This window comes from Halorientalis marina (assembly GCF_023028345.1).
GTDB classification, from domain to species: Archaea; Halobacteriota; Halobacteria; order Halobacteriales; family Haloarculaceae; genus Halorientalis; species Halorientalis marina.
On sequence record NZ_CP095487.1, the window covers coordinates 3116389 to 3139704 of the forward strand.

Below are 23316 nucleotides of genomic sequence, written 5' to 3' on the forward strand. Positions count from 1 at the left end.
GTGCGAACTCGAACCGGGTGATGACAGACGGAGCTACGGACGACGCGGCGGACGCGGGAGCGCCCGACGCGGCGTCGGAGGACAGGACGATTCTGCTCATCGGCAGCGGCCCTATCAAGATCGGGCAGGCCGCCGAGTTCGACTACTCGGGGGCACAGGCCTGCCGGGCACTCCAGGAGGAAGGGGCGCGAGTCGTCCTGGTGAACTCCAACCCGGCGACGATCATGACGGACCCGGAGATGGCCGACAAGGTGTACGTCGAGCCGATCAACACCGAGGCCATCGCCGAGATCATCCGGAAGGAACAGCCGGACGGGGTCATCGCCGGACTGGGCGGACAGACGGGGCTGAACGTCACCGCGGAACTGGCCGAGGAAGGCGTCCTCGAGGAGCACGACGTGGAGATCATGGGGACGCCGCTCGACACCATCTACGCGACGGAGGACCGCGACCAGTTCCGCCAGCGCATGGAGAAGATCGGCGAGCCGGTGCCCGAGTCGGTGACCATCGAGAGCATGGACGAGGTCGAAGACGCCGTCGAACAGGTCGGCGGCCTCCCCGTCATCATGCGCACCACGTACACGCTCGGCGGTGCCGGGTCGGGCGTCATCAGCGAGATGGACGAACTCAAAGAGGCCGTCCGACAGGGACTCAATCTCTCGCGTGACAACCGCGTGATGATCACGGAGTCCATCGACGGCTGGATCGAACTGGAGTACGAGGTGATGCGCGACGCCGACGACTCCTGTATCATCATCTGCAACATGGAGAACCTCGACCCGATGGGTATCCACACGGGCGAGTCCATGGTCGTCACGCCCTCGCAGGTCATCCCGGACGAGGGCCACCAGACCATGCGCGACACGGCGCTCAAGGTGATCCGCGAACTCGGCATCCAGGGCGGCTGTAACATCCAGTTCGCGTGGCACGACGACGGCTCTCCTGGCGGCGAGTACCGCGTCGTCGAGGTCAACCCCCGTGTCTCGCGCTCCTCCGCACTGGCCTCGAAGGCGACGGGCTACCCCATCGCCCGCGTCACCGCGAAGGTCGCGCTGGGCAAGCGCCTCCACGAGATCGAAAACGAGATCACGGGACAGACCACCGCGGCCTTCGAGCCGGCAATCGACTACGTGGTCACGAAGATTCCCCGGTGGCCCAAGGACAAGTTCCGCGACGTGGAGTTCGAGCTCGGGCCGGCGATGAAATCGACCGGGGAGGCCATGTCCATCGGCCGGACCTTCCAGGAGTCGCTGCTGAAGGCCCTGCGCTCGACCGAGTACGACCCCGCCGCCGACTGGGAAGACGTCGACGACGAGGAACTCACAGAGGACTACCTCGAACGCCCGACGCCGGACCGCCCCTACGCCGTCTTCGAGGCGTTCCGCCGTGGCTTCACCGTCGAGGAGATCAACGACCTGACCGAGATCCGCGAGTGGTACCTCGAACGCTTCCAGTGGATCGCCGACGCCGCCGAGGCCGCCCAGGACGGCGACTTCGAGATCGCCGGCGACGTGGGCTTCACCGACCAGGAGATCACCGCCATCGCCGGCGGGGAGTTCAACGACACCCACGCCTCCTGGCTGCCCGGGCGCGACGAGTCGAACACGGTCGACAGCGAGGAGGTGCAGGCGGACGGTGGCGCCGTCGGGGCCGGCGTGACCGTCAGCGAGGTCGAGGCCGAAACCACCGGCCGCGTGTTCAAACAGGTCGACACCTGTGCCGGCGAGTTCGCCGCCTCGACGCCGTACTACTACTCGTCGCGCGAACCGCAAAACTTCGGTGCGGCGGCGGCCGACGAGGTCCAGGTCGACACCGACGTCGAGAGCGTCGTCGTGGTCGGCGGGGGCCCCATCCGTATCGGGCAGGGCGTGGAGTTCGACTACTGTTCGGTCCACGCCGTCCGCGCGCTGGAGGAGGTGGGCATCGACGCCCACGTCGTCAACAACAACCCCGAGACGGTGTCGACGGACTACGACACCTCCGACGGCCTCTTTTTCGAGCCCATCACCGCCGAGGAAGTGGCGGACGTGATCGAGTCGACGAACGCCGACGGCGTGATGGTCCAGTTCGGTGGGCAAACGTCGGTCGACATCGGCGAACCGCTCGAAGACGAGATCGAGCGCCGCGGTCTCGACTGTGAGATTATGGGTACGTCCGTCGAGGCGATGGACCTCGCGGAGGACCGCGACCGCTTCAATCAACTGATGGACGACCTCGGTATCGAGCAGGCCGAGGGAGGGACAGCGACCTCCGAGCAGGAGGCCCTGGAGATCGCTCGCGACATCGGCTATCCCGTGCTGGTGCGCCCGAGCTACGTGCTCGGTGGCCGCGCGATGGACGTGGTCTACAACGACGACGACCTGAAGACCTACATCGAGGAGGCCGTCAGGGTCAGCCCGGACAAGCCGATCCTCATCGACGACTTCCTCGCGGACGCCGTCGAACTGGACGTCGACGCCGTGGCCGACGAGGACGAGGTACTCATCGGCGGCGTGATGGAACACGTCGAGACCGCGGGCGTCCACTCCGGGGACTCCGCGTGTATGATCCCGCCCCGCTCCCAGGATATCAAGGAGGTGATGCCGCGCATCCGCGAGGTCGCCGAGGACATCGCGGAGGCCCTCGAGACGGAGGGCCTGCTGAACGTCCAGTTGGCCGTTCGCGACGGCACCGTCTACGTGCTGGAGGCGAACCCTCGCTCCTCCCGTACGGTGCCGTTCATCGCGAAGACGACTGGCGTCCCGCTGGCGAAGATCGCCGCGAAGGTCATGGCCGGCGCGGACCTCGCGGACCTCGACGTACAGGAACACATCCCGGACCAGGTCAGCGTCAAGGAGGTCGTGTTGCCCTTCGACCGGCTGCCGGGCAGTGACCCCCGTCTCGGCCCCGAGATGAAGTCCACCGGCGAGGTCATGGGCACGGCCGGCTCCTTCGGGAAAGCGTACCAGAAGGCCCAGATGGCCGTCGGCAAGCCCATCCCCCTGGAGGGGACGGCCATCGTCGACCTCCCGGTCATCGGCTTCGAGGAGGACTTCGAGACGCTGAATCTGGAGGACGACTTCGAGGACGTCGAGGCGGCCAAACAGGCCGTCTCCGACGGCGATATCGACATCGTCCTTTCGCGCAACCGCGAGCTACTGGAGACCTGCGTCACGGAGACCACGACGTACTTCTCGACCCGCGAGAGCGCGGAGGCGGCGCTCGAAGCCATCGAGTCCGCCGACCAGCCGCTGAACGTCCAGGACATCGCCGCCCGTCCGAAGGACAACCGCGAGTGGGGCCGGTAGGCCGTCACGGTCGGGGGACGGCACTCGGTTTCGACCCGAAACCGGTCGATATTTACCCCTGTCGGGGGACGTGTTCGTATGGCTGGCCTGAGCCGGCAGTCCGACAGCATCGGTGACGTGGTCCAGCGGAACCTCGCGAGCGGCGCGCTCGTCGGTGCCGGCGCCTACGTCACCGGGTACGTCCTCACGTTCCTTTTGACCGTCGTCGACGGGGTCGAGACGTCCGGCAGTGTGTCGACCTGGAAGGCGGTCGGCTGGGTGTTCTACGCCGCTCACAACGCTCGGATCGAGGCGACGGCGTCGTCGGACCTCGGGTCGCGGTCCGAGACGGTCGACCTCTTCGAGCAGGGGGTCTCCGGACTGGGCAGTACCGTCCCACAGTTCGTCTACTTCCTCGTCCCGGTCGTCGTCTTGCTCGGTGCCGGCTACGTCGCCTACCAGCGGGCGGATACCAGCCGCCTGGAGACGCCGCAGGTGGCTGCCGTCGGGGCGACACTCGTCACCGGATACATCGTCCTCGGATTGCTCGGGGCGTTCCTCTTCGAGGCCTCCGGGGACATACTGGGAGCCGAACTGGCAGTCGGCCCGGAACTCGCGACCGCCGTCGTCATCGCGGGCCTGGTCTACCCCCTCGTACTCGGCGCGGTCGGCGCGGTGCTCGCGAACGCACAGGACGGCGGCGGGAAACAGGCGGGCGCGTTCTAACCGCTGGAACCGATTTCACACGCGTTTCGCCCGCCGAGCGGTCAGTGCCAGGAGCGGCGAAACTCACCCGCAGGCGCCGTGAGTGCCGAGTCCCCCGGCCCGAACTGCAAATACCGACACCGATGATCGAGATATCATATATTGTCCAAGCTAGAGGGGCGGAAAGTATTATAATAGGAGTTAAATGAGGTAGCAGTAAAACGTTCGTAAGTATAATATCCTACCAACCAAACAGTTGTAACATGAACCACCCGACGACTGTCGACGCGACGCGCCCCGGGGAGCGATGACGGACCCGGATATCGCCGACAGGGCATTCACGCTCGCGGAGATGGCGTCCGACGAATCAGTAACGATGTCCGTGCTGGCCGGGCGGGAGGGGAGGTTCTCGCGGGCCGAGCCGCTCAACGAGCCGCCGGTGACGTACCTCGCCGAGACGGAAGCGCCGGTCTACGTCCTGACCAACGGGAAACGGGGCGTCGGACGCGGTGTCAAGAGCAACACCGTCACGCCCGACGGGGAGTACAGAACCGTGGTACTCGTGACCGGGCGGCGGACGCTCTGTCTCGTCGGCCAGCGGGACGGCGACGAGACGATCGAGATTCCACACGAGTCGGTCGCAGAGATCCGGTACAGCACCGGGTTCCGCAAACACAGGCTCGTCCTCAGAACGCCGCGGAGCGCGTATCACTGCTGGGTTCACCGGAAGACCGACGCGGAGCTGCTCGAACGCACGACCGAGTTCGTCGCCGAGCGACAGACCGAGGACCCGGAAGCGATCGACGACGGTGACACTGCGAGCCGCGTGATGTACCGCGGTCGACCGGTCGAACGGAACACCGATTCGGACGGTGAGAACACGGCCGACGATCCCACGACCGAGGAGGGGAGCAACGACGCGTCCGGGACCGACGGCGGGACCGACGACACGGCCGGCGACGACGAGGAGTTCACGGTCACGTACCGGGGGCGGCCGGTCGACAGGGACTGAGCCGCGATCAGCATCACCACGCCTTCTCAGGTGCCTGGCGCGCTGTCGACGGTCAGCGCGCGGTCCGTCCCGGGAAAACGGTTAGTCCGTGGCCGCTAGGGGTAGTAGTATGCCACGTGAATCGTTCACGCTCGCGGCGGCACAGATCGAACCGGTCTATCACGACAAGGAGGGGACGCTGGACAAGACCTGCGAGTACGTCGAGCGGGCGGGCGACGCGGGCGCGGACCTCGTCGTCTTCCCCGAGACGTACTTCCCGGGCTACCCCTACTGGCGCGGGAGCGTCTCCATCCCGCGCTGGACCGACCTGATGGTCGACCTCCAGAAAAACAGCCTGCACGTCGACGACGAGGCCGTCGAAATCCTGGGCGAGGCCGTCGAAGAGGCCGGCGTCCACCTCGCGCTCGGGACCAACGAGGTGAGCGACCGCCGGGGCAGCGACACGCTCTACAACTCGATTTTCTACTTCGACCGGACCGGCGACCTCGTCGGCCGCCACCGGAAGCTGATGCCCACCCACGAGGAGCGGGCCATCTGGGGCCGTGGCGACCCATCCAGCCTGGCGACCTACGACACGGACATCGGGACGCTCGGCGGCCTGATCTGCTACGAGAACCACATGACGCTCTCGAAGGCCGCGCTGACGGCGATGGGCGAGGAGATCCACGCCGCCGTCTGGCCGGGCTTCTGGGAGCAGGACGGCCACCCCGGCGACAAGACCCGCGCGGAGTCGAGCGAGGCGATGGACACCTGCGACATCTACCCCGCGATGCGGGAGTACGCCTTCGAGACGCAGTCCTACGTCGCCGCCTGCTCGGCGTACATGAGCGACGACATCCCCGAGGAGTTCTCCCAGGAGGAACTCGGCTTCAACGTCGCCGCCGGCGGGAGCATGCTCATCAACCCCGCCGGCATCGTGAAGGCCGGCCCGCTCGTCGGCGAGGAGGGACTGCTCACCGCCGACTTCGAGCGCGACGAGCGCCGCGCCACGAAGGCCTACTTCGACGCGATGGGTCACTACACCCGGTGGGACGCCGTGAGTCTGGAAATCAGCGACGAGACGCTGGAGCCGGCGGTCCGACGGGGGGACGGCGCGAGCGCGGCGAAGACGAACGGGCGGCTCTCGGCGGCCCGCACGCAAGAAATCGCCGAGGCGCACGACGTGTCCCTCGAAGCCGTCGAAGAGATTGCGGAGGCGGTGCGTGGAGACTGAGCGGGGCGGACCCATTCGATTCGAGGACACTCCTCAGTGTGCGTGCCAACTGAACGCCAGCACCCGCACCGAGCAACGCGAGGCGCGGTTCTCCGAACCCTCGCTTCGCTCGGGTTCAGCCTTTTTCGCCCACGTTCACGAGAGCGCAGCTCTCGTGCAGCCCACCAGAAATCTCCGATTTCTGGGGACGTTTTCGCCGCGAGTGATTGCGGCGAAGCCGCAACCCGAGCGGGAAAAAGGTGGTCTGTACTGTACGAGTCAGACGATTCCGATCCTCGGCCTGCGACGTGGTGCATACATGCGTTCCGTCTTGCACGAGACAGTCAGATAGTACTCTGACCTGCTGATTCAGCAACTGTTGGATATAGAGGGTGATTCCTTCCCTAGCATCGATTAAAGATGTGCGGGCTGCTACAAGTGAACCTCCGATGGAATGGGCACCAGCGGTCGCCCCGTCCGCTCGGGCGCTGCGGCGTTCGAGCGGGGCGTTTTATAATTACTCCTCAGCGTGAATATCCGAAATACACGCAAATTATATTTCGTTTCCAAGTGTCTTCCCTCTGTCATGCGATTGGCATCTGTCGTCTTCGACGGCGGGTCTCCTGTGGACGAACAGGAGGCACGGGCACTGGCGGTTCACGAGGTGATCGGGGACCACCTTTCCGATCACCTCGACAAGCAGTGGACGAACATCAAACGGGCGGGCGCAGTCGGTGCTGGCGCCGCCGTACTGGGCATAGGACTGCTGGCGACGAACAGTCCGGGGCTCGGAGCCGGTCTCCTCGTCCTCGGGGTCGCCATCGCCGGCGGGGGCGTCGCCTACAGCCGGCGCCAGGAACCGGACGTGTCCGTGCAATCGGTCGAGAAGGGCTACTGGACGGGCTACATGATTCCGGACCGGAACGGCACGGTGGTGTTCGACGCGACAGACACGATCGAGCGCCGGCAGTTTACCCTCGAGTTGCTGGAGGACCCCGAGCAGGCAGCGGCGGTTCAACGCGAACTCGAATCGATCCGGGAGTTCCCGGTCGTCCTCGAACGGGAGGGGGACGTCGAGGAATCGTTCGTCGACTCGCTCTCGGACCTCGAGTCGGCACTCGACGACGCTGCTACTCACGAGATCGACGCACCGGTGATCGAGGGTGACGATCCGGCGATGGAGACGCTCTCACGCCTCGTCCCGGAGGCGAGGGCCGACCCCATCGACGCTGGTGGCGTCTCAGTGTCGATGAACGACGCTCACGAGCAGGTCGACGCCTTCGACGAGTTCGAGGAGATGGCCGACGAGGACCACGGCGAGTCGGTCCTGCTGAACGTGAGCGAGCAGAGCCGCGAACTCGCCAGCGAGCTCTCGGGACTGCAGGAGACCGCGATCGGCCTCCTCAACGACCACATCGGAACAGTCGGGGACACCTTCGGGCAGGTGTCGTATCACTTCTACTGCCCCGACTGCATCGACGACGACATCGAGTCCCGGCTCGAGGTCCGGGGCTCGGACAGCCAGTGGTACTGTGAGACCTGCCGGTCGAACTTCGAGCCCGGCAACGGCGTCCCGCGCCACCGGATCCGCGACGACATCGTCCTCGAGATGACCGAACAGCTCTGGATCGAGAAAGACGACCAGCGCCGGGAGATCTACGAGTCCATCGAGGACCAGAAGGCCGAACTCGAGGAACGCGAGTTCGAACAGCGCCGCGAGGAGATTCGGACGGCAGAAGAGCGGATCAAGGACGTCCGCGCCCGCATCCGCGACCTCCAGACGGAGGCCAAGGCCAAGGAGGGGATCGTCGACCGGATCGGCGAGTTGATGGTCGAGTACGAGCGGCTCAACGAGCGCAAAAAAGAGCAGTTCCGCGACAACGTGACCGAGGCCTTCGAGGAGATCGACGAGGAGACCGAAGAGATCCTCGAAGAGACCAGAGACATCGTGCAGGACCGCATCGACGAGGCCGAAAAAGAAGCGAAGGAGAAAGCGGAGACGATGCGTGAGGAGGAACGGCAGTTCCAGCGTGAGTTGATCGCGTATCAGGAGCAGCGCGCGGACGAACGCGCCGAGTTCGAACAGGACCGCGCGGACGAACGCGCCGAGTTCGAACAGGAACAGGCGGCCCACAGAGCACAGGTCAGTGACGCGCGCCAGGCAAAACGGGACAAGGGCGTCATCCAGACGATCGAGGCGACGAATCAGCACAAACCCGACCGGAGGGGGAAGTAACCGATGACGGGCAACGACGATCTCCATCCGATCCTCAGCAAGATCCACGAGACGATCGGCGACCTGCTGGTGACCGTCGAGGAGGTGAAAGGCGAGGTCCGAAAGGTCCACACCGCGGTCACGGAGGCGGCGGACTCGATCAGGGACGCGATCCACGAGAACATCCAGGCCCAGGCGGAGCTGAAGATGATGGAACACGTCGTCGAGGTGCAGTCGATCGTCCCGCAGCTCGAGGCCGAAAACGAACGCATCGAGATCGAAGAGTCGGAACTCGACGAGAGCCTCGACCGGATCGCGGAGCGCTACGAGCGGAAACACGAGGAACTCGACGAGAAGGCGGCCAGTCGCATCCGCGACCTCGGATCGCACATCTTCGAGGTCGACGAGCGGGAGTTCGAGGACGGTATCGAGTCGCCGTTCGTCGAGCACGTCACGTCGGCCTGGGCCTCCCTCCAGGCCCACAACGCCGCCGTCGAGGAAGACCGGCGCGAGCAGGTCGAATCGCGGACCGGCGACGTCGTCACCGACATTCACGACTTCGTCCAGCGACAGGAGCAACTGGTCGACCGGATCGAGAACGTCCGTGCAGACGTCGGCGACGGGACCGGCGACCCCGGTCGCGTCCAGTTGCCCTACTACGCCGTGACCGTCGAGCGCGGCGGGGCGACCGAGACCCACGTCATCGGGCCGTCGATCGTCGAGGCGGACGACGACGGGAATGCCGGTCTTCGGACGCTCCCCGGCATGGACGAATTGATCTCGCGGACGGAGCTCAACCGGGCCCAGAGCCAGACGATGACGGGCGGATCGGTCCGGCAGGCGCTCGCCACCCGGAACGTCACCGACGACCGGCCGCTGGTCTCCTACGGGAGCGCCGTCGAGGGCGCGATCCCGGGCCAGATCGACGTGGCCGTCGAGGGGGGTGACTGACCGTGGCCTCGATCGAGAAGACACGCGCCGTCGTCGAGCAGGACGAGACATACGACGGCAAAATCACCCCGACGGTGAAGGCCGAACTCGGTCGGCCGGTCAAGATCAAGGCCGGTGCGACGGTCCAGGGGAGCGTCTACGGTGAGACCGTCGAAGTGCAGAGCGGCACCGTCGACGGGTCGGTCATGGCCTCCGAGGGTGCCGAGTTCGAGGACGCCACGGTCCACGGCGAGGTCGGTTCCGACGGGAAGATCCTCGCCGATGGCGCGACCGTCTACGGGACTGTGACCGGCCAGCGGGTCCGCCTGACCGACTCCGTCGTCTACGGGAACGTCGTCGGCACCGACGTGATCCTCGAGGACTGTATCGTGATCGGCCTCGTCACCGCCGAGCGGAAGTTCGTCGCGGAGAACACGCTCTGTTACACGTTCAAGTCGTACGGCGAGACGAAGCTGGCGCAGCTGTCGATCGTGCTCCCGCAGGCGGCCGTCGAGGGCGAGATCCAGTTCGCGACGCCCGTCGTCGTCACTGGTCTGGGCGAGCTCGACACCGGTGAGGCTGCACTCCCGCAGATGGACGAGGGCGACATCGTCGAGGTCGAGGGGTCGACGTACCTCTCGCTTTCGCCGCGGATACTCAACCTCGAAGCGGTGACGGACCGTCTCGAGGAACTCGAAGACATCCTCGACGACGTCGTCGGTGCGACATCGAGCGAGGACATGCCACCGGCGACGGAGATCCTCGAAACGCTCGGCGTCGACGAGTCACAGTACCCCGACATCTAGACCGATGCGAACGGAGACACCACACCCCGAAACGGACGCGTCGAACCGGGGAATAGCGCCGACGCCGCGTCGGTCGACCAACGCCAGCGATACGGGAGGTGACCGGCCGTGTTCTTCCTCGCGCTGAAGCTCCTCAAGAAACTCGTGATGGGCACGGTCTGGCTGGTCAAACTCCCGATCAGGATCACGATGAAACTCGCCGGGTTCGCCAACAGCGACGAGGAGTCTCGCTCGGCGACGCCCTCACGCGCGAACACGAACGCGGGGACGACGGCGGGGGCGACAGGAAAGCGACCGGACACTGAAACGCAGTCGGCGACCAGCGCGGAGACGACGGACCGCCAGCAGGCGACCGCCCCAGCGGGCGGAGCGGCGGCCGCGACGGCCTCGGCAGGATCGCTATCGAAATACCGGCGATTCAGGCAGTCACTCCTCGCGTTCGCGGGCCTCTACGCGCTCACGGTTCTCTGGCTGCTCGTCGACACGAACCTACTGGCGTACGGTTTCGGCGGGCAGTTCGTGATCGGCGGCCTGACCAACGGCGTCGTCCCCGTTGGACTGTGGTACTGGACGCGGACGCGCTCGAAAGTCGCGTGGGGCGTCACGATGGGGTACGCCGCGATCATGCTCCTCCTGTCGCTGGCGACCACGACGGCGTTCACCGTCGCCGTCCCGAACAGCTCCGTCTTCGACGTCCAGCCGATCCTCGCGCTCCTGCAGCTCGCCAGTCTGGCCGTCCTCGGCGCAGCACTGTTCTTCGGCGCGACCGGGCGTACCGCCGTCGGCCAGCCCGGTGCGGTGGCTCCGGAACCGACGGAAAGCGGTGGCGGAACGCGGGAATCGGCGGGCGCTGACACCACCGCGTCGTCGGCGTCCCCCGCTGCCGCGGAGCAGTCACCGCAGGCGTCGAGTTCGAGGACGGCCGCCGGCGAAGCCAGTCGGGACCGGCCGGGCGACGATCCGACGCCATCCGCGGCGTCGACGGCGGCCGACACGCCGAGTACTGCGACCGCGGCCCCGGCAACTGAGAACGGCCCGGCCGAGAACAGCGACCCGAGTCCGTCGGACCAGGCCGAGTCTGGGGGCGCGACCACGGACGCGACCACGACCACCGGGGAAGCAACAGTCGCGTCGGACGACGAAGGCACTGGGGACGACGAGACAGCCGCGGATGGAGTATCCGACGAGATCGACCCCCTCCTCGATAGCCTCCGGGCGGAGCCGCCCGATCCGGAGACGGTCCGGGAACTGGGCGAAGCGGTCCCGTCAGACAGCCCGCCCGAGGCCGTCGTCAAGACGCTCGCGGCCTGTTCGCGGGCCGACGATCCGGCGGTTCGCGTCGCCGTCTGCGAGGTCTGTGCCGATCTCGAGGACCCCGAGGCGGAGTCTGTCCTCGAACGGCTCCGCATCGACACGAACGACCGCGTCGCCACGACCGCGATGAACGCTCTCTGAAGGCGGCTGATTGGGAGTTCGGTCGCGACGTTCCGGAGTTCCGACGGACGGTGATTTTCCACCTCGGTCAAGTCGAGAAGGGTGGCGACGAAACCGACGCGGTTCAGGATGAGGCAACGAGCGGTCCCGGGAAGATAACCGGGTGGCAGCGGTACCGGGGGGACAAAACAGTGGCCGTCTTGGAGACGCTGACGGAGTCGTTCGAAATTTACTTTATCGGTTAGTGCGGTCGCGTCGCCGTCGGCTGCACGCAGTCAGGCCTCCGACGCCGCGTTCGTCGCGGACTCGCTGGCGGTCTCGACGGGGCGGAGAAAGAGGAGGAGAACGCCCGCGAGCATCACCGCGCCAGCACCGAGCAGGAACGACTCCGACCAGCCGAGTGAGACCACCAGTGCGCTGGCGACCGTCCCGCCGAACACCCCGCCGAACAGTTTCCCGGTGTACAGTGCGGCGTAGTTCTCGGAGGAGTACCGTTTCCCGTAGAACTCACCGACCATCGCCGGGAAGACGGAAAACGGCGGGCTCCGGAACAGCGCCGCGGCGGCGATCAGGCCGAGGAAGCCGAGTGGGTGGCCGCGCTGGCCGAGAAACACGGCCCCCGCCAGCGCCAGGCCACAGCAGAGCAGGGAGCCGGCGGTGGTTCGGCGCCGACCCAGCCGATCCGAGAGGCTTCCCCCGAGCAGGACCCCGCCGGCGTCGGCGAGGGCGACGACGGAGGCACTCGCCGTCGCGATCGATTCGGGGAAGGAGAGCACGCCAGCGAAGGAGACGATCTTGCCGATGAGCATCAGGCCGACGCCGTTGACCAGCACGAACACGAGATAGAGCAGCCAGAACTGCCACGTACGGATGGCCTGGCGCCAGCCCCAGGCCCGGTCGGTCGCGGTGTCCGTCGTGGGATCGTCAGTATCGGCCCTCTCCGGGTCACGGAGCACGACTGCGGCCAGCAGCGACGCCAGCCCGGCCAGCACCGCGAGGACGAGCAGCGTCGCCTGGAAGCCCGTTTCGATCTGTCCCCGGATCACGGGAATCGCGGCGAAACTGAGGCCGCTGTAGGCCATCGTGACGATCCCGGAGGCCAGGCCACGGCGCGCGCTGAACCACTTGACGGCCGTGTTCACGGCGACCGTGTACGTGCTGCTGACGCCGACGCCACCGAGGATGTAGGCGGCGTACACGACGGGCAGCGAGTCGGCGACCGCGACGAGTCCGAACCCACCGGCCATGCACGCGGCCCCGACCAGAAGCGGGAGTCGGGGGCCGTACCGGTCCCGGACCCACCCGGCGGGGAACTGGCCGAGCGTCTGGAAGACGACGAACAGCGTGAACACCGTCCCCAGCGCGGGCTCGGCGACGCCCAGTCGCGCGCCGACCGGGAGGCGGATCGAGGACCAGCCGAACTGATAGATGCCGGCCGTCCCCATCGCGAGGGCGGCAGCGGCGACGAATCCCCAGCCTGACAGCGGGAGTTCCGAACGATCCATGCGATTGCTACCGGAGGCTCCCGGCCCGGCCACTCAAACGTTGCCACTACCGCCCGGAATCGGTCACGGCCGATGGCGAGGGATACCGAACCACGCACAGCAGGGACACCGACCCTCGGGCAGGCCCGGTCTCGATTTCTCGAACGCGACCCCGTCTCGGCGGGAAGTCGGGCCCGCTCAGTCGGTGACGCGATCTTTCAGCGTTACCTTGTCGATCTTCTGGGTCGCCGTCCGGGGGAACTCCTCGACGAAGTCGACGCGGCGAGGGCGCTTGTACCCGGCGAGAGCCGCGTTCTCGCGCCACCACTCTTCGACGCCGTCGGCAGTGAGATCGGGATCCGCAGAGACGATGGCAGCGGTGACGGTCTCACCCAGGCGCTCGTGGTCGGTACCGAAGACGGCGACGGCCTCGATGTCGGGGTGGTCCTGGAGCGCGTTCTCGACCTCGCTGGGGGCGACGTTCTCGCCGCCGGAGAGGATCATGTCGTCGACGCGGTCGACGTAGTACAGCAGGCCGTCCTCGTCCTCGCGGAACACGTCGTCGGTGTGCAGCCAGCCGTCGGTGAAGTAGTCGGCGTTCAGTGACTGGTCCCAGTAGCCCGGCGTGATGATGTCGCCACGCAACAGTAGTTCCCCCTCCTCGCCCGTCGCTACGTCGACGAGATCGTCGGCCGTCACGTCGACGATGCGGTAGTCGACGGCGTGGACCGGCCGCCCCGACAGTCCGGGCCGGCGTTCGGTGTCGGCGTCGTAGGTGACGCTCAGCCCCGTGTTCTCGGTCTGCCCGTAGTAGTTGCGCAGGCTGTCGACGCCGAACGTCTCCTCGAAGGCCGACAGCGTGTCCTCGGTGGCAGGTGAGCCGCCGTAGACGACGGTCTCCAGCGACGAGGTGTCTCGTTCGACGGCTGCCTCGGTGTTCAGCGCGTCCAGCATCATCGTCGGGATGAGCCCGGAGAAGGTGCCGTTGTGTTCCTCGACGAGGCGGGCCCACAGCGCTGCATCCCACTGCCCGGGGACGACGAGTTTCGCCCCCTCGAGCATCGCGGGCAGTGCGCCGCCGTAGAGGCCGCCGACGTGAAACAGCGGGACGGCCGAGACGGTGACGTCCTCGTCACTGATATCGAAGTGAGTGACGTTGACGTCCAGCTGTGCGTCGACGTTCCGATGCGTCTGGACGACGCCTTTCGGGTGGCCGGTCGTCCCCGAGGTGTACATCACGACTGCCGGATCGTCGTCGAGCCGCCGGGCGATCCCGGGCGCTTCCTCTGCGGCTGGTAACTCCTCGGCGACGAACGCCCCCGCCTGGTCGACGAGGAGGGTCGTCTCGTCGTCGAGGCCGTCGATCCGCTCGCGGAGATCGGCGACGTTGTTCTGGAAGACGTCCGACCCGAGCAGGGCCGCCGGCTCCAGGTCCGACAGGGTGTATTCGAGTTCTTCGAGGCCGAACCGCGTGTTGATCGGGCTGGCGATAGCGCCCGCGTGCCAGATGCCGAGGACGACCGGCACGTACGAGGGGGTGTCGGGCAGGTAGACCGCGACGCAGTCGCCCGTGCCGAGACCGCGCTCGTCGAGCCACGCCGCGACCTGGCGAGTCTGGCGTAACAGGTCCGCGTACGTTTCGGTCCGCTCGTCTCCCCCGACGATGGCCGTCTCCTCGCCCATCTGTTCCATCCGGTGTCCGAATCTAACTGTGACGTTCATCGTCCAATATACGTGACACCATGTGACACATAAACGTTCGTGGTGGCCGGCAACGGGTGCGTACCGACGGCTACCGTCGGTTTCCGCCGGCAGAATCCGTCCGGGAGCGACCACCCGTCCGGCTGGTCAGTGGCTGACCACAGCGATAGATTCAAGCCCGGGCCCGCTGCCCCACGTGTATGAGTGACACGGTGCGATACGAGCGCGACGGACGGATCGCGACGCTGACGCTGGACCGGCCCGAGCGGTACAACGCCATCGACGGCGAGATGCCCGGCGACCTGCGCGAGGCCGTCGAACGGGCCGACGCGGACGACGACGTGCACGTCATCGTCCTCACGGGGGCGGGTGACGCCTTCTGTTCGGGCTACGACCTCGAGAGATACGCGGAGGCGCCACGGCCCACCGAGGGCAGTCAGGAGATGCCCTGGGACCCGATGCAGGACTATCGGTTGATGAAGTCGAACACGGAGGACTTCATGAGCCTCTGGCACAGCTACACGCCCGTCGTTTGCAAGGTGAACGGGCCGGCTGTCGCAGGGGGAAGCGACATCGCGTTGTGTGCCGACCTGATCGTCGTGGACGAGGACGCCCCCATCGGCTACCCGCCGGCGCGGGTCTGGGGCTGTCCGACGACGATGATGTGGGTCTACCGGCTCGGCCCTGCAGGGGCGAAACGGATGCTGTTCACCGGCGATCTCGTCGACGGCAGCGAGGCCGCCGAGATGGGGCTGGTCTGGGAGGCCGTCCCCGGCGAGCGACTGGACGACCGGGTCGACGAACTCGCCCAGCGCATCGCCGGCGTCCCACGCAACCAGTTGATGATGCAGAAACTCGCCGTCAACCAGGCCTACGAGAACATGGGGCTCGAATCGACCCAGATGTTCGCGACCGTCTTCGACGGCATGGCCCGCCACACGCCCGAAGGCGTCGCGTTCAAGGAGCGGTGCGAGGAGGTCGGGTTCAAGCAGGCCGTCGCCGAGCGGGACCGCGGCGAACTGTTCGACTGACGCGGTCGGGACCAGCGACACGACCGCCGGAGAGTCGGGCCACGGACCCCGACGTGGACGCCCATAGCTTTACCAGCGCCCCTCCCGCTGTTGGGGGCATGGCCGACGAGTTCGTCTGGGAGCCGAGCGAATACCACGAGACCGAGAGTAACCTCGCACAGTTCATCGACGAGTACGACTACGACGGCGCCGACGACCTGATTCCGGAGACCGAGGCCGATCTCGCGCGGTTCTGGGGCGCGGCGGCCGAGGACACGGGCGTCGTCTGGCGCGAGGACTACGACGCGGTGGTCGACACGAGCGACGGCGTCGAGTTCGCGGACTGGTACACTGGCGGGCGGCTCAACGCCGTCGAGACGATCCTGGACCAGTGGGTCGAGCGGACACCGGACAGAGCGGTCTACGTCTGGGAAGACGAGAACGGACGCGAGGCGACGGTCACCTACGCCGACCTCGCGGCCCGCACGAACCGGCTGGCAAACGCCATGCGTGACCACGGGGTCGAGCGTGGCGACGTGGTCGGCGTCACGTTCCCGATGCACCCCGACGGGTTCGCGGCCTGTCTCGCCGCCCTGCGGATCGGCGCGGCGTTCACGATGGTCTTCCCGGGCTACGGCGCCGACGCGATGGGCCTCCGCCTGGACGACGCCGGCGCGGAACTCGTGGTCGCGGCCGACGGCTACGTCCGCGGCGGCGAGACGGTCGACCTCCTCGCCAAACTCGACGACGCGGTCGCCGGCGCCGAATCGGTCACCGACATCGTCGTCCGGGACCACGTCGGGCTCGACACGCCCGTCTCTGACGCGACGACCCACGACTGGGCGGGGTTCGTCGACGGCTACGGCACGGACGCGGAGACGGCCGTGATGGATTCGGGCGACCCCTCCTTCCTCGCCTACAGTTCGGGGACGACCGGCGCGCCGAAGGGGACCATCCACACCCACGCCTCGCTGCTGGTGATGGGGAACAAGGAGGTGCGCTACCACTTCAACCTCGACGAGGGCGACACGCTCGCGTGGGTCACCGACTTCGGCTGGATCATCGTCCCGGTCTGGATGCTCGCCGGCGCGCCGGCCCTGGGCGCGACGACGCTTCTCCTGGAGGGCGCACCCGACCACCCCAGCGGCGACCGCGTCTGGCGGGCCATCGAAGAACACGAGGTCACCGCGTTCGGCATCTCGCCGAGCGGTGCCCGCGGACTGCGCCAGTCGAACGAGACGCCAAGCGAGGACTACGACCTCAGTAGTCTCAGAGCCATCGGCTCGACGGGCGAGCCGTGGGACGAGGACGGCTGGCAGTGGTTCTTCGAGGAAGTCGGCGGCGGCGAGGTGCCGGTCATCAACGCCTCGGGCGGGACGGAGCTGGCCGGCGCCATCCTCGTGCCGACGCCCCTGACGCCGCTGAAGCCGGCGACGCTGGCCGGGCCGGCGCCGGGCGTCGCGGCGAACATCTACGACGAAAACGGCGAGCCGGCCAACGAGGGGTATCTCGTCATCGAACAGCCCATCCCGGGGATGACCAACAGCCTGACCGCGGGCGACGAGCGCTACCTCGACGAGTACTGGCGGGAGTTCGAGGGCGTCTGGAACCAGAACGACTGGGCCGAGCGCGACGCCGACGGCTGCTGGTACATCACCGGCCGGGCCGACGACACCATGAACGTCGCCGGGCGCCGGGTGACCGCACCCGAAATCGAGGAGGTCATCGCGGGCCACCCGGCGGTCGAGGAGGCGTCGGTCGTCCCGGTCCCCCACGACGTGAAAGGCGAGGTGCCGGTCGCGTTCGTCACGCGCCTCGACGGCGGCGATGGCGGCGGAGGCGGGGAGGGCGGCGAGAGCGACGACGAACTGGCAGAGAGCGTCCGCGAGCGCGTCGCGACGGACCTCGGAGCGCCGTACCGCCCGGCAGCGGTCCACGTCGTCCCCGCGCTCCCGCGGACCCAGACCGGGAAGATTCCGCGCGGCGTCATCGAGGCCGTCTATCGCGGCCAGCCCGCCGGGAACGTCTCGACGCTCAGCGACGCCCACGCGCTGGAGGAGTTCCCGCAGCGAGAAAAGTAGGGTGCCGAGAGCGCGGCGCCGGTCCCGGAGCCCGTGTGATTAGACGGACGGCGCCCCGGTACCCGACCCGGACGTTTCACAACGGGCGCGCTTGACTGCGATGTAGGACTCGACCAGCGTCTCGCCGAGTGCCGCGGTCAGTACCTCGTCCGCCGCCAGCGCGTCGAGGGCCGCGTCGAGCGACTCGGGAAGCCGCTCGATCCCGCGAGCACGCAGTTCCGACTCGCCGAGGGTCGCCGGGTCGACGTCGAGCGGCCTCCCCGGATCGATTTCGCCGTCGATTCCGTCCATTCCGGCAGCGAGGATGCCCACAACGGCGAGATACGGATTCGCCGTGTGATCGGACGGTTTGAATTCGACGCGAGTCGACGCCTCGCGCCGGCCCCGGTCGGCGGACGGGACGCGAACGACGGCCTCCCGGTTGTCGGCACCCCAGCACGTGTACGCCGACGCCCAGGAACTGGGCTGGAGGCGACGGTACGAGGCGGGACTGGCGGCCGTCAGCGCGACCAGGCCGGGGGCGTGTTCGAGCAGTCCGCCGACGAAGTATCGGCCCGTTTCGCTGAGACCGTACGGCGAGTCCCGCTCGGCGTCGAAAAAGACGTTGCGACCGTCGGCCCACAGCGAGAGGTGGACGTGACAGCCGTTGCCGGCGGCGTCGGGCAGCGGTTTCGGAGCGAACGACGCGTCGAGACCGTGAGCGCGCGCGACCGCCTGGACCGTCCGGCGGAGAAAGAGGTGGTCGTCGACCGCTGCGAGTCCGGCGGCGTGGTCCTGGACGAACTCCTGCTGTCCCGGTCCCAGTTCCGGGTGGTACGCGCCGACGGGGATACCCTGGTCGTCGAGCGCCTCGAGCGTCGCCAGGATTACGTCGTCGACGGTCTGCATCCCCTCGGCAGCGTAGCACGGGCTGTCGTCGACGGGCCGCGGACCCGCGTCGGTCCCGTCGTCGACCAGCAAGTAGAACTCGCTCTCGAACCCGAGCCGGGCCGTGAGTCCCCGTTTCGCGAGTGAATCGGAATACTCCCCGAGGGTCGACCGCGGGTCCGCCACCCACGGCTCCCCGTCCAGTGTGGAGAGGTCACAGAGCATGGCCGCCGTGCGGTCGGCGTACGGGAGCGGCCGGAACGTGGTCGAATCGGGGCGGAGGCGGACCTCGCCCGTCGCACCGAACTCGCCCGTCGGCGCGACGACGTCGGTCGCGGTCAGCGACTGCACGACTGTCGCGAGGTTCTCGCCGTGTTCGAAGCTGTGAGCGATCCGGTTGCCATCGACCACGTGTCCCCTGACGACGCCGTCGTTGCCGACGTACAGCAACCGGACGAGTCGGATATCGTCCGACTCGCACCGCGAGACGACATCACTCTGGGATGGCATACCACGGCAGACGATAGCCTGCTAAAAGAAGATTCCCCACCGGTCACTCGTCGTCGAGGAGGTCTGCCGCGCCCGACGCGGACGCGAGGGACTCGCCCGCTGCGAGACGGTCCAGTACCTCGCGTTCCCTGTCGGCCTCCTCGGCCTGGATCGAGACCGCTCGTTCGATGTCGTCGGGGTCGAGAAAGAGCAGCCCGTCCGCGTTCCCGACGACGACGTCGCCGGGCCGAACGCTCGTGCGGCCGATCTGGATGGGGACGTTGATATCGCCGGCGGTCCCGTGCAGGCGGGTCGTCCGTGCCGACCGTCCCCGGGCGTAGACCGGGAACCCCAGCCGCTCGATGGCGGCCGAGTCCGTGATGCTCCCGTCGACGATGGTCCCGGCTACTCCGCGTTCGAGCGCCGCACGCGTCGTCACCTCGCCCCACGGCGCGTTCTCGCCGTGACCCTGCTGGTCGATCGCGATGACGTCCCCCGGCTGGGCCAGTTCGATCGCCTTGTGGACCATCGTCGAATCCTCGGGGGGGATGCGCACCGTGAGGACGGACCCGATCAGTTCGACCGGCCGCTCGCCTCCGAGGTACTCGATGTCCGCAGTCGGGAAGCGAAAGGAGAGTCGATGCCCCAGGTCGTTCGGGGAGACGCCGCTGAGTTCGTCCAGTCGGTCGGCCGCCGGGCGGTCGAAGTCGTTGATCTCCATGCCCGAAGTGAATGGAATGAGACACTATACCACTGGCGGTGGCCGACACTCGCCGTCGAGGCCCCAGGCGTCCCGAGTTGACCACAAGAAGTGCTACCACGCTACAAATATAAGTGGCTCCGAGCGGAGAACGAGTAGTAATGGACGATCAGGCGGAGTTAGAAACATATCTACACGAGATGGGACTCTCCGCGTACGAGACCAAGGCGTATCTGGCAGTATTGCAGCAGGGAATCCTGACGGCGAGTGCGGCGACGGAGTCGACCGACATCCCGCAGTCGCGCATCTACGACGTGTTCGACTCCCTGGAACGGAAGGGGTTCGTCAAGGTCCAGCAGGGCAGGCCGAAGAAGTACGGGGCGATCGAGCCGGAGACGGCAGTCACGCAGTATTGCGAGTACAAGCGCGACGAGTTCGAGGCGGAGCTGTCGAAGACGCGGTCCGTCGGCGAGGCGCTCGTCGAGGAGTTCGAACCGCGACAGCAGGGGACGAACGGCCACGACGACATCGACATCTTCTGGTCGTACGCGGGGAAGAACCGCCTCCTGATCCACTTCGGCAACCTCTGTCGGGAGGCCGAGTCGGAGATTCTGATGCTGACGGCGGCGTACAGCTTCGAGCGTGTCGTCGCCGCACACAAGGAGGTGCTCGCGGAGCGCGCCGCCGACGGCGTCGATATCAGGGTGCTCGTGTCCGACGCCGACGCGATCGACCCCGAGGTGTGGGAGACCGCGCGGGAGTGGAGTACGGTCAGGCCGGTCTCGGGTATCGCGGGCCGGGTCTACCTGATCGACGGGTCGAAGGTCGTCGTCGCGTTCCGCAACGACGCGGACACCCAGTACGTCGGCGTCGTCATCAACAGCACCAACCTCTACGAGACGCTCGCCGAGTTCTTCGCCCTCACGTGGGAGCACCACGCCGGGGAGCCGGTTCCCGAACGGACGTGAGGCCGGGTCCGCCGACTCGCCCGTCGTCCCGATTCACCTAATTTGAGGCGGAGGCCCCGCCCTCAAGGAGTCGTCCGAGAATCGAAGATTCTCGTGATCCCGAAAATCGAAGATTTCTGGCGGGCGAACGAGACGCTCCGCGTCTCGTCAACGTCGGCAAAACGCAGACGTCGGAGGCGCACCCGTAAGTGTGCGCTTAAATCGCGGGACGCTGAACGTGAGTGGAGAGTACGATCTTTCCGCCGCTGATGCGGCGTAGAACGGGAGTCCACGCGAAAGCCCCACCCTCGGCGAGCGAGCGGGGCGGTTGCCCCCGAGCGAAGTGGGGTGAGGTCACTTACCACTGTCGAGTGGTCCTATATTTTCTATAGCCGAGACCGACTCGTCCTTCGCGTACCGTGGTAACAATGGGCAGTATTGGGCCGGGGCAGTGGAGCGGTGACGGGCGGAGCGGTGTACCCGACGGAGACGCGCCCCGGGCACACCCACGGGACGTTCGGTATCGTCACGAACAGTGACACCCACAGACAATGACAGACGATGACCTACCCCTTCCGATCGACAGTATCGAGCGGCGAAAATTCATGGCGTCCCTCGGCGGCGGGCTCGTCGGTGCCGGCGCGATGGCCGGTGCCGGTGGCTCGGTCGCGGCCGAGACGACGGCACAGGAGGACGACCAGGAGGACACGCCCGAGCCCAGTGACCGGATCACCGGCGCACGCCGGATCGGGCCGCGCGACGTCGACAAGCGCAACTACCACATGCTGTGGGCCTACCGGAAACGACAGGCCGTCGAGACGCTCCTCCTGGAGCCGGAGGTCCACGACACGGCGAGCGACTGGCTCGCGGCGTTCGAGGCCTACGACCCGCTGACGAACGACCTCGACGCCATCAGCATCCAGGGGACGACCGACATGACGGTCGAAGCCTCGCGCGGTTCACAGACGTTCGACGTGTCGGAGGTGTCCCCGGGCGAGATCACCGCCGAACAGACGACGTTCAACGTCACCGCCGTCGACCGACAGGTCGGATACGGGCTGATCGACCGGGTGACGGACGAACTCGTCGGGGTCCACCTCACGTCCCCGATGGACGTCGAGTGGGAGCGTGGCTTCACCAACGAGCTCCAGCGGCGTCGCCACGAGTTCACGCTCAACCAGGACGAGGTCTGGCAACACCTCGAAGGGCGGCAGTGGTACCCCTTCGTGAAGGTCGCGGAGATCATCACGGGCTACGACGACTACCCACACGGCGACGTCACGCCGATCGCGTACTTCTTCATCAACGACGACGGCGGCCTCTCCCTGCTGAGTACGTTCGTCGACGTGTCCGGCAGTAGTTTCGATCTGCTCGACGTGACTCGCGTCGACGAGTTCGTCCGCATGTCGCCCATGGAGATCGCCTCGCGGATGGACCCGACGGGCGAGTCACAACTCGGCGACCTCCCCGTGCCGCCGATGGACAAACGGCCACAGATCACCGGCCCGCAGGGGTTCCACAACATCGACGTGCCCCCGCAGTCGATCGGGCAGTCGAACTGGGACGTGCGGTGGGACCCGCCGGTGACCGAGGGGATCGTCGTCGACGCCGACTACGACGGCGAGAAGGTGTTCAGGGAACTGGCCGCGGTGGCGACCCCGACCGGGTACGACCTGCCAGAGCGGAACGGTCGCAACACCCGAGAGTGGTTCTTCCCCGACGACGACACGGTGTTCAGCGGCAACCTCCTCTACTGGGACATCCACAGCCCCACCTTCGGCGGCCCGGGCGTGCTCGGGAAGACGGACCACCCGGAGACGGGGAGCCACCCCGAAGGGTTCCGGCTCCGGACCCACTACCACACGGGCGCGCTCCCGAACGCACGGGACTTCCACTCCGGGCATCGCTTCGGCCCGTACAACTACTACATCAACTTCGACTTCTACGAGGACGGCGTGTTCATGCCCTCCTGGCAGCGCCAGGGACCGGGCTACATCACGGAGTACCTGAACAACCCCGACCGCCGGGACCACGAGGGGCCCGTCCAGTACTACCTCTCGTTCTGGGCGTTCAGGCCGACGCCGGGCGACGGTGGCAACGTGGAGACACACTTGTTCGACGGGAACGAGTGGCAACGGCCCCGAGAGGAGTTCTACGTCGAGGGCGACGACCGGACGATCGTCCGGTTCGCCAACAGCCAGGGCGACCAGACGATCGACATCCCGCTCGACGACCGGAAGGAGATGGTGGTCGTCCGGCCCGACGACGACGAGATCGGCCAGCAGACCCGCGTCGTCGACACCTTCGCCGAGGAGAACTTCTACCACCCCGCGCAGTACGTGAGCGGCGAGTTCATCCAGGATCGAGACGTCGTCGCCTGGCTCATCCTGGAGGCCCCGATCCACGAGACGCCCCACCCGTCGGGCATCTCCACGTTCACGGCGCTCGGTGAATTCGATATCTCGGGGTACTGATAG

At 67.1% G+C, this 23316-nt stretch carries 17 protein-coding genes and 1 pseudogene; 14 read left to right on the forward strand and 4 right to left on the reverse strand.

Features of this window, described 5'->3' with window-relative positions; translation table 11 throughout:
* The first annotated feature begins 20 nt into the window (after nucleotides 1-20).
* The 9 genes from carB (at nucleotide 21) to MUG96_RS16125 (ending at nucleotide 11805) form a co-directional block, all read left to right on the forward strand.
* Nucleotides 21-3287, forward strand: coding sequence for a carbamoyl-phosphate synthase large subunit (gene carB, locus MUG96_RS16085; RefSeq protein ID WP_246984354.1), 3267 nt, complete (start codon nucleotides 21-23; stop codon nucleotides 3285-3287).
* 78 nt (nucleotides 3288-3365) lie between these two features.
* Entirely contained in the window at nucleotides 3366-3992 is a 627-nt protein-coding gene (locus MUG96_RS16090; RefSeq protein WP_246984356.1) for a DUF7978 family protein, read from the forward strand.
* 286 nt (nucleotides 3993-4278) lie between these two features.
* Nucleotides 4279-4983, forward strand: a complete 705-nt coding sequence (locus MUG96_RS16095; RefSeq protein WP_246984358.1) for a hypothetical protein — start codon at nucleotides 4279-4281, stop codon at nucleotides 4981-4983.
* Between the two features lie 109 nt (nucleotides 4984-5092).
* Nucleotides 5093-6196 carry a carbon-nitrogen hydrolase family protein gene (locus MUG96_RS16100; RefSeq protein WP_246984360.1) on the forward strand — a complete coding sequence of 368 codons (1104 nt, stop codon included), beginning with the start codon at nucleotides 5093-5095 and terminating at the stop codon, nucleotides 6194-6196.
* A 565-nt stretch (nucleotides 6197-6761) separates the two neighbouring features.
* Entirely contained in the window at nucleotides 6762-8411 is a 1650-nt protein-coding gene (locus MUG96_RS16105) for a hypothetical protein (RefSeq protein ID WP_246984362.1), read from the forward strand.
* A gap of 3 nt (nucleotides 8412-8414) precedes the next feature.
* Nucleotides 8415-9341 carry a hypothetical protein gene (locus MUG96_RS16110; protein ID WP_246984364.1) on the forward strand — a complete coding sequence of 309 codons (927 nt, stop codon included), beginning with the start codon at nucleotides 8415-8417 and terminating at the stop codon, nucleotides 9339-9341.
* Between the two features lie 2 nt (nucleotides 9342-9343).
* The gene (locus MUG96_RS16115) at nucleotides 9344-10126 is read left to right on the forward strand and encodes a polymer-forming cytoskeletal protein (protein ID WP_246984366.1); all 783 of its coding nucleotides are present in this window, start codon (nucleotides 9344-9346) and stop codon (nucleotides 10124-10126) included.
* Between the two features lie 108 nt (nucleotides 10127-10234).
* Nucleotides 10235-11581 carry a HEAT repeat domain-containing protein gene (locus tag MUG96_RS16120; RefSeq protein ID WP_246984367.1) on the forward strand — a complete coding sequence of 449 codons (1347 nt, stop codon included), beginning with the start codon at nucleotides 10235-10237 and terminating at the stop codon, nucleotides 11579-11581.
* Between the two features lie 50 nt (nucleotides 11582-11631).
* On the forward strand, nucleotides 11632-11805 hold the full coding sequence (locus MUG96_RS16125) for a hypothetical protein (protein WP_246984369.1): 174 nt from the start codon (nucleotides 11632-11634) through the stop codon (nucleotides 11803-11805).
* A gap of 30 nt (nucleotides 11806-11835) precedes the next feature.
* Here MUG96_RS16125 and MUG96_RS16130 read toward each other — a convergent pair whose 3' ends face one another.
* Together MUG96_RS16130 and MUG96_RS16135 are read right to left on the reverse strand one after the other, a co-directional pair.
* Complete coding sequence (locus tag MUG96_RS16130) at nucleotides 11836-13065, reverse strand: MFS transporter (RefSeq protein ID WP_246984371.1); 1230 nt, start codon at nucleotides 13063-13065, stop codon at nucleotides 11836-11838.
* Nucleotides 13066-13242: 177 nt separating this feature from the next.
* Nucleotides 13243-14766, reverse strand: a complete 1524-nt coding sequence (locus MUG96_RS16135) for a class I adenylate-forming enzyme family protein (RefSeq protein ID WP_246984373.1) — start codon at nucleotides 14764-14766, stop codon at nucleotides 13243-13245.
* 179 nt (nucleotides 14767-14945) lie between these two features.
* On the opposite strand from MUG96_RS16135, the gene MUG96_RS16140 reads away from it, so the two are divergent.
* Nucleotides 14946-15776 (forward strand): crotonase/enoyl-CoA hydratase family protein, encoded by an 831-nt coding sequence (locus MUG96_RS16140; RefSeq protein ID WP_246984375.1) that lies wholly within the window; start codon nucleotides 14946-14948, stop codon nucleotides 15774-15776.
* 98 nt (nucleotides 15777-15874) lie between these two features.
* Complete coding sequence (locus MUG96_RS16145; protein ID WP_246984377.1) at nucleotides 15875-17836, forward strand: AMP-binding protein; 1962 nt, start codon at nucleotides 15875-15877, stop codon at nucleotides 17834-17836.
* Between the two features lie 39 nt (nucleotides 17837-17875).
* Here the strand turns inward: MUG96_RS16145 and glnA2 are convergent, their stop codons facing one another.
* Together glnA2 and MUG96_RS16155 are read right to left on the reverse strand one after the other, a co-directional pair.
* Entirely contained in the window at nucleotides 17876-19213 is a 1338-nt protein-coding gene (glnA2, locus tag MUG96_RS16150; protein ID WP_246984380.1) for a gamma-glutamylputrescine synthetase, read from the reverse strand.
* Between the two features lie 43 nt (nucleotides 19214-19256).
* Nucleotides 19257-19913, reverse strand: coding sequence for an RraA family protein (locus MUG96_RS16155; RefSeq protein WP_246984381.1), 657 nt, complete (start codon nucleotides 19911-19913; stop codon nucleotides 19257-19259).
* Nucleotides 19914-20053: 140 nt separating this feature from the next.
* Here MUG96_RS16155 and MUG96_RS16160 point away from each other — a divergent pair, with 140 nt between their 5' ends.
* The 3 genes and pseudogenes from MUG96_RS16160 to MUG96_RS16170 all read left to right on the forward strand — a co-directional run bounded on the left by MUG96_RS16160 (nucleotide 20054) and on the right by MUG96_RS16170 (nucleotide 23313).
* The gene (locus MUG96_RS16160; RefSeq protein WP_246984383.1) at nucleotides 20054-20860 is read left to right on the forward strand and encodes a TrmB family transcriptional regulator; all 807 of its coding nucleotides are present in this window, start codon (nucleotides 20054-20056) and stop codon (nucleotides 20858-20860) included.
* 148 nt (nucleotides 20861-21008) lie between these two features.
* Nucleotides 21009-21119: pseudogene (locus MUG96_RS16165) on the forward strand (RNA-guided endonuclease TnpB family protein); the annotation flags it as partial.
* A gap of 325 nt (nucleotides 21120-21444) precedes the next feature.
* Nucleotides 21445-23313, forward strand: coding sequence for a hypothetical protein (locus tag MUG96_RS16170; RefSeq protein ID WP_246984385.1), 1869 nt, complete (start codon nucleotides 21445-21447; stop codon nucleotides 23311-23313).
* The last annotated feature ends 3 nt before the right edge of the window (nucleotides 23314-23316 follow it).

Excerpts from the sequence above, each read along its gene's own strand:
- carB (WP_246984354.1), top strand. The coding sequence starts at position 21 with ATGACAGACGGAGCTACGGACGACGCGGCGGACGCGGGAGCGCCCGAC.
- MUG96_RS16090 (WP_246984356.1), top strand. The coding sequence starts at position 3,366 with ATGGCTGGCCTGAGCCGGCAGTCCGACAGCATCGGTGACGTGGTCCAG.
- MUG96_RS16095 (WP_246984358.1), top strand. The coding sequence starts at position 4,279 with ATGACGGACCCGGATATCGCCGACAGGGCATTCACGCTCGCGGAGATG.
- MUG96_RS16100 (WP_246984360.1), top strand. The coding sequence starts at position 5,093 with ATGCCACGTGAATCGTTCACGCTCGCGGCGGCACAGATCGAACCGGTC.
- MUG96_RS16105 (WP_246984362.1), top strand. The coding sequence starts at position 6,762 with ATGCGATTGGCATCTGTCGTCTTCGACGGCGGGTCTCCTGTGGACGAA.
- MUG96_RS16110 (WP_246984364.1), top strand. The coding sequence starts at position 8,415 with ATGACGGGCAACGACGATCTCCATCCGATCCTCAGCAAGATCCACGAG.
- MUG96_RS16130 (WP_246984371.1), bottom strand. The coding sequence starts at position 13,065 with ATGGATCGTTCGGAACTCCCGCTGTCAGGCTGGGGATTCGTCGCCGCT.
- MUG96_RS16135 (WP_246984373.1), bottom strand. The coding sequence starts at position 14,766 with ATGAACGTCACAGTTAGATTCGGACACCGGATGGAACAGATGGGCGAG.
- MUG96_RS16140 (WP_246984375.1), top strand. The coding sequence starts at position 14,946 with ATGAGTGACACGGTGCGATACGAGCGCGACGGACGGATCGCGACGCTG.
- MUG96_RS16145 (WP_246984377.1), top strand. The coding sequence starts at position 15,875 with ATGGCCGACGAGTTCGTCTGGGAGCCGAGCGAATACCACGAGACCGAG.
- glnA2 (WP_246984380.1), bottom strand. The coding sequence starts at position 19,213 with ATGCCATCCCAGAGTGATGTCGTCTCGCGGTGCGAGTCGGACGATATC.
- MUG96_RS16155 (WP_246984381.1), bottom strand. The coding sequence starts at position 19,913 with ATGGAGATCAACGACTTCGACCGCCCGGCGGCCGACCGACTGGACGAA.
- MUG96_RS16160 (WP_246984383.1), top strand. The coding sequence starts at position 20,054 with ATGGACGATCAGGCGGAGTTAGAAACATATCTACACGAGATGGGACTC.
- MUG96_RS16170 (WP_246984385.1), top strand. The coding sequence starts at position 21,445 with ATGGCGTCCCTCGGCGGCGGGCTCGTCGGTGCCGGCGCGATGGCCGGT.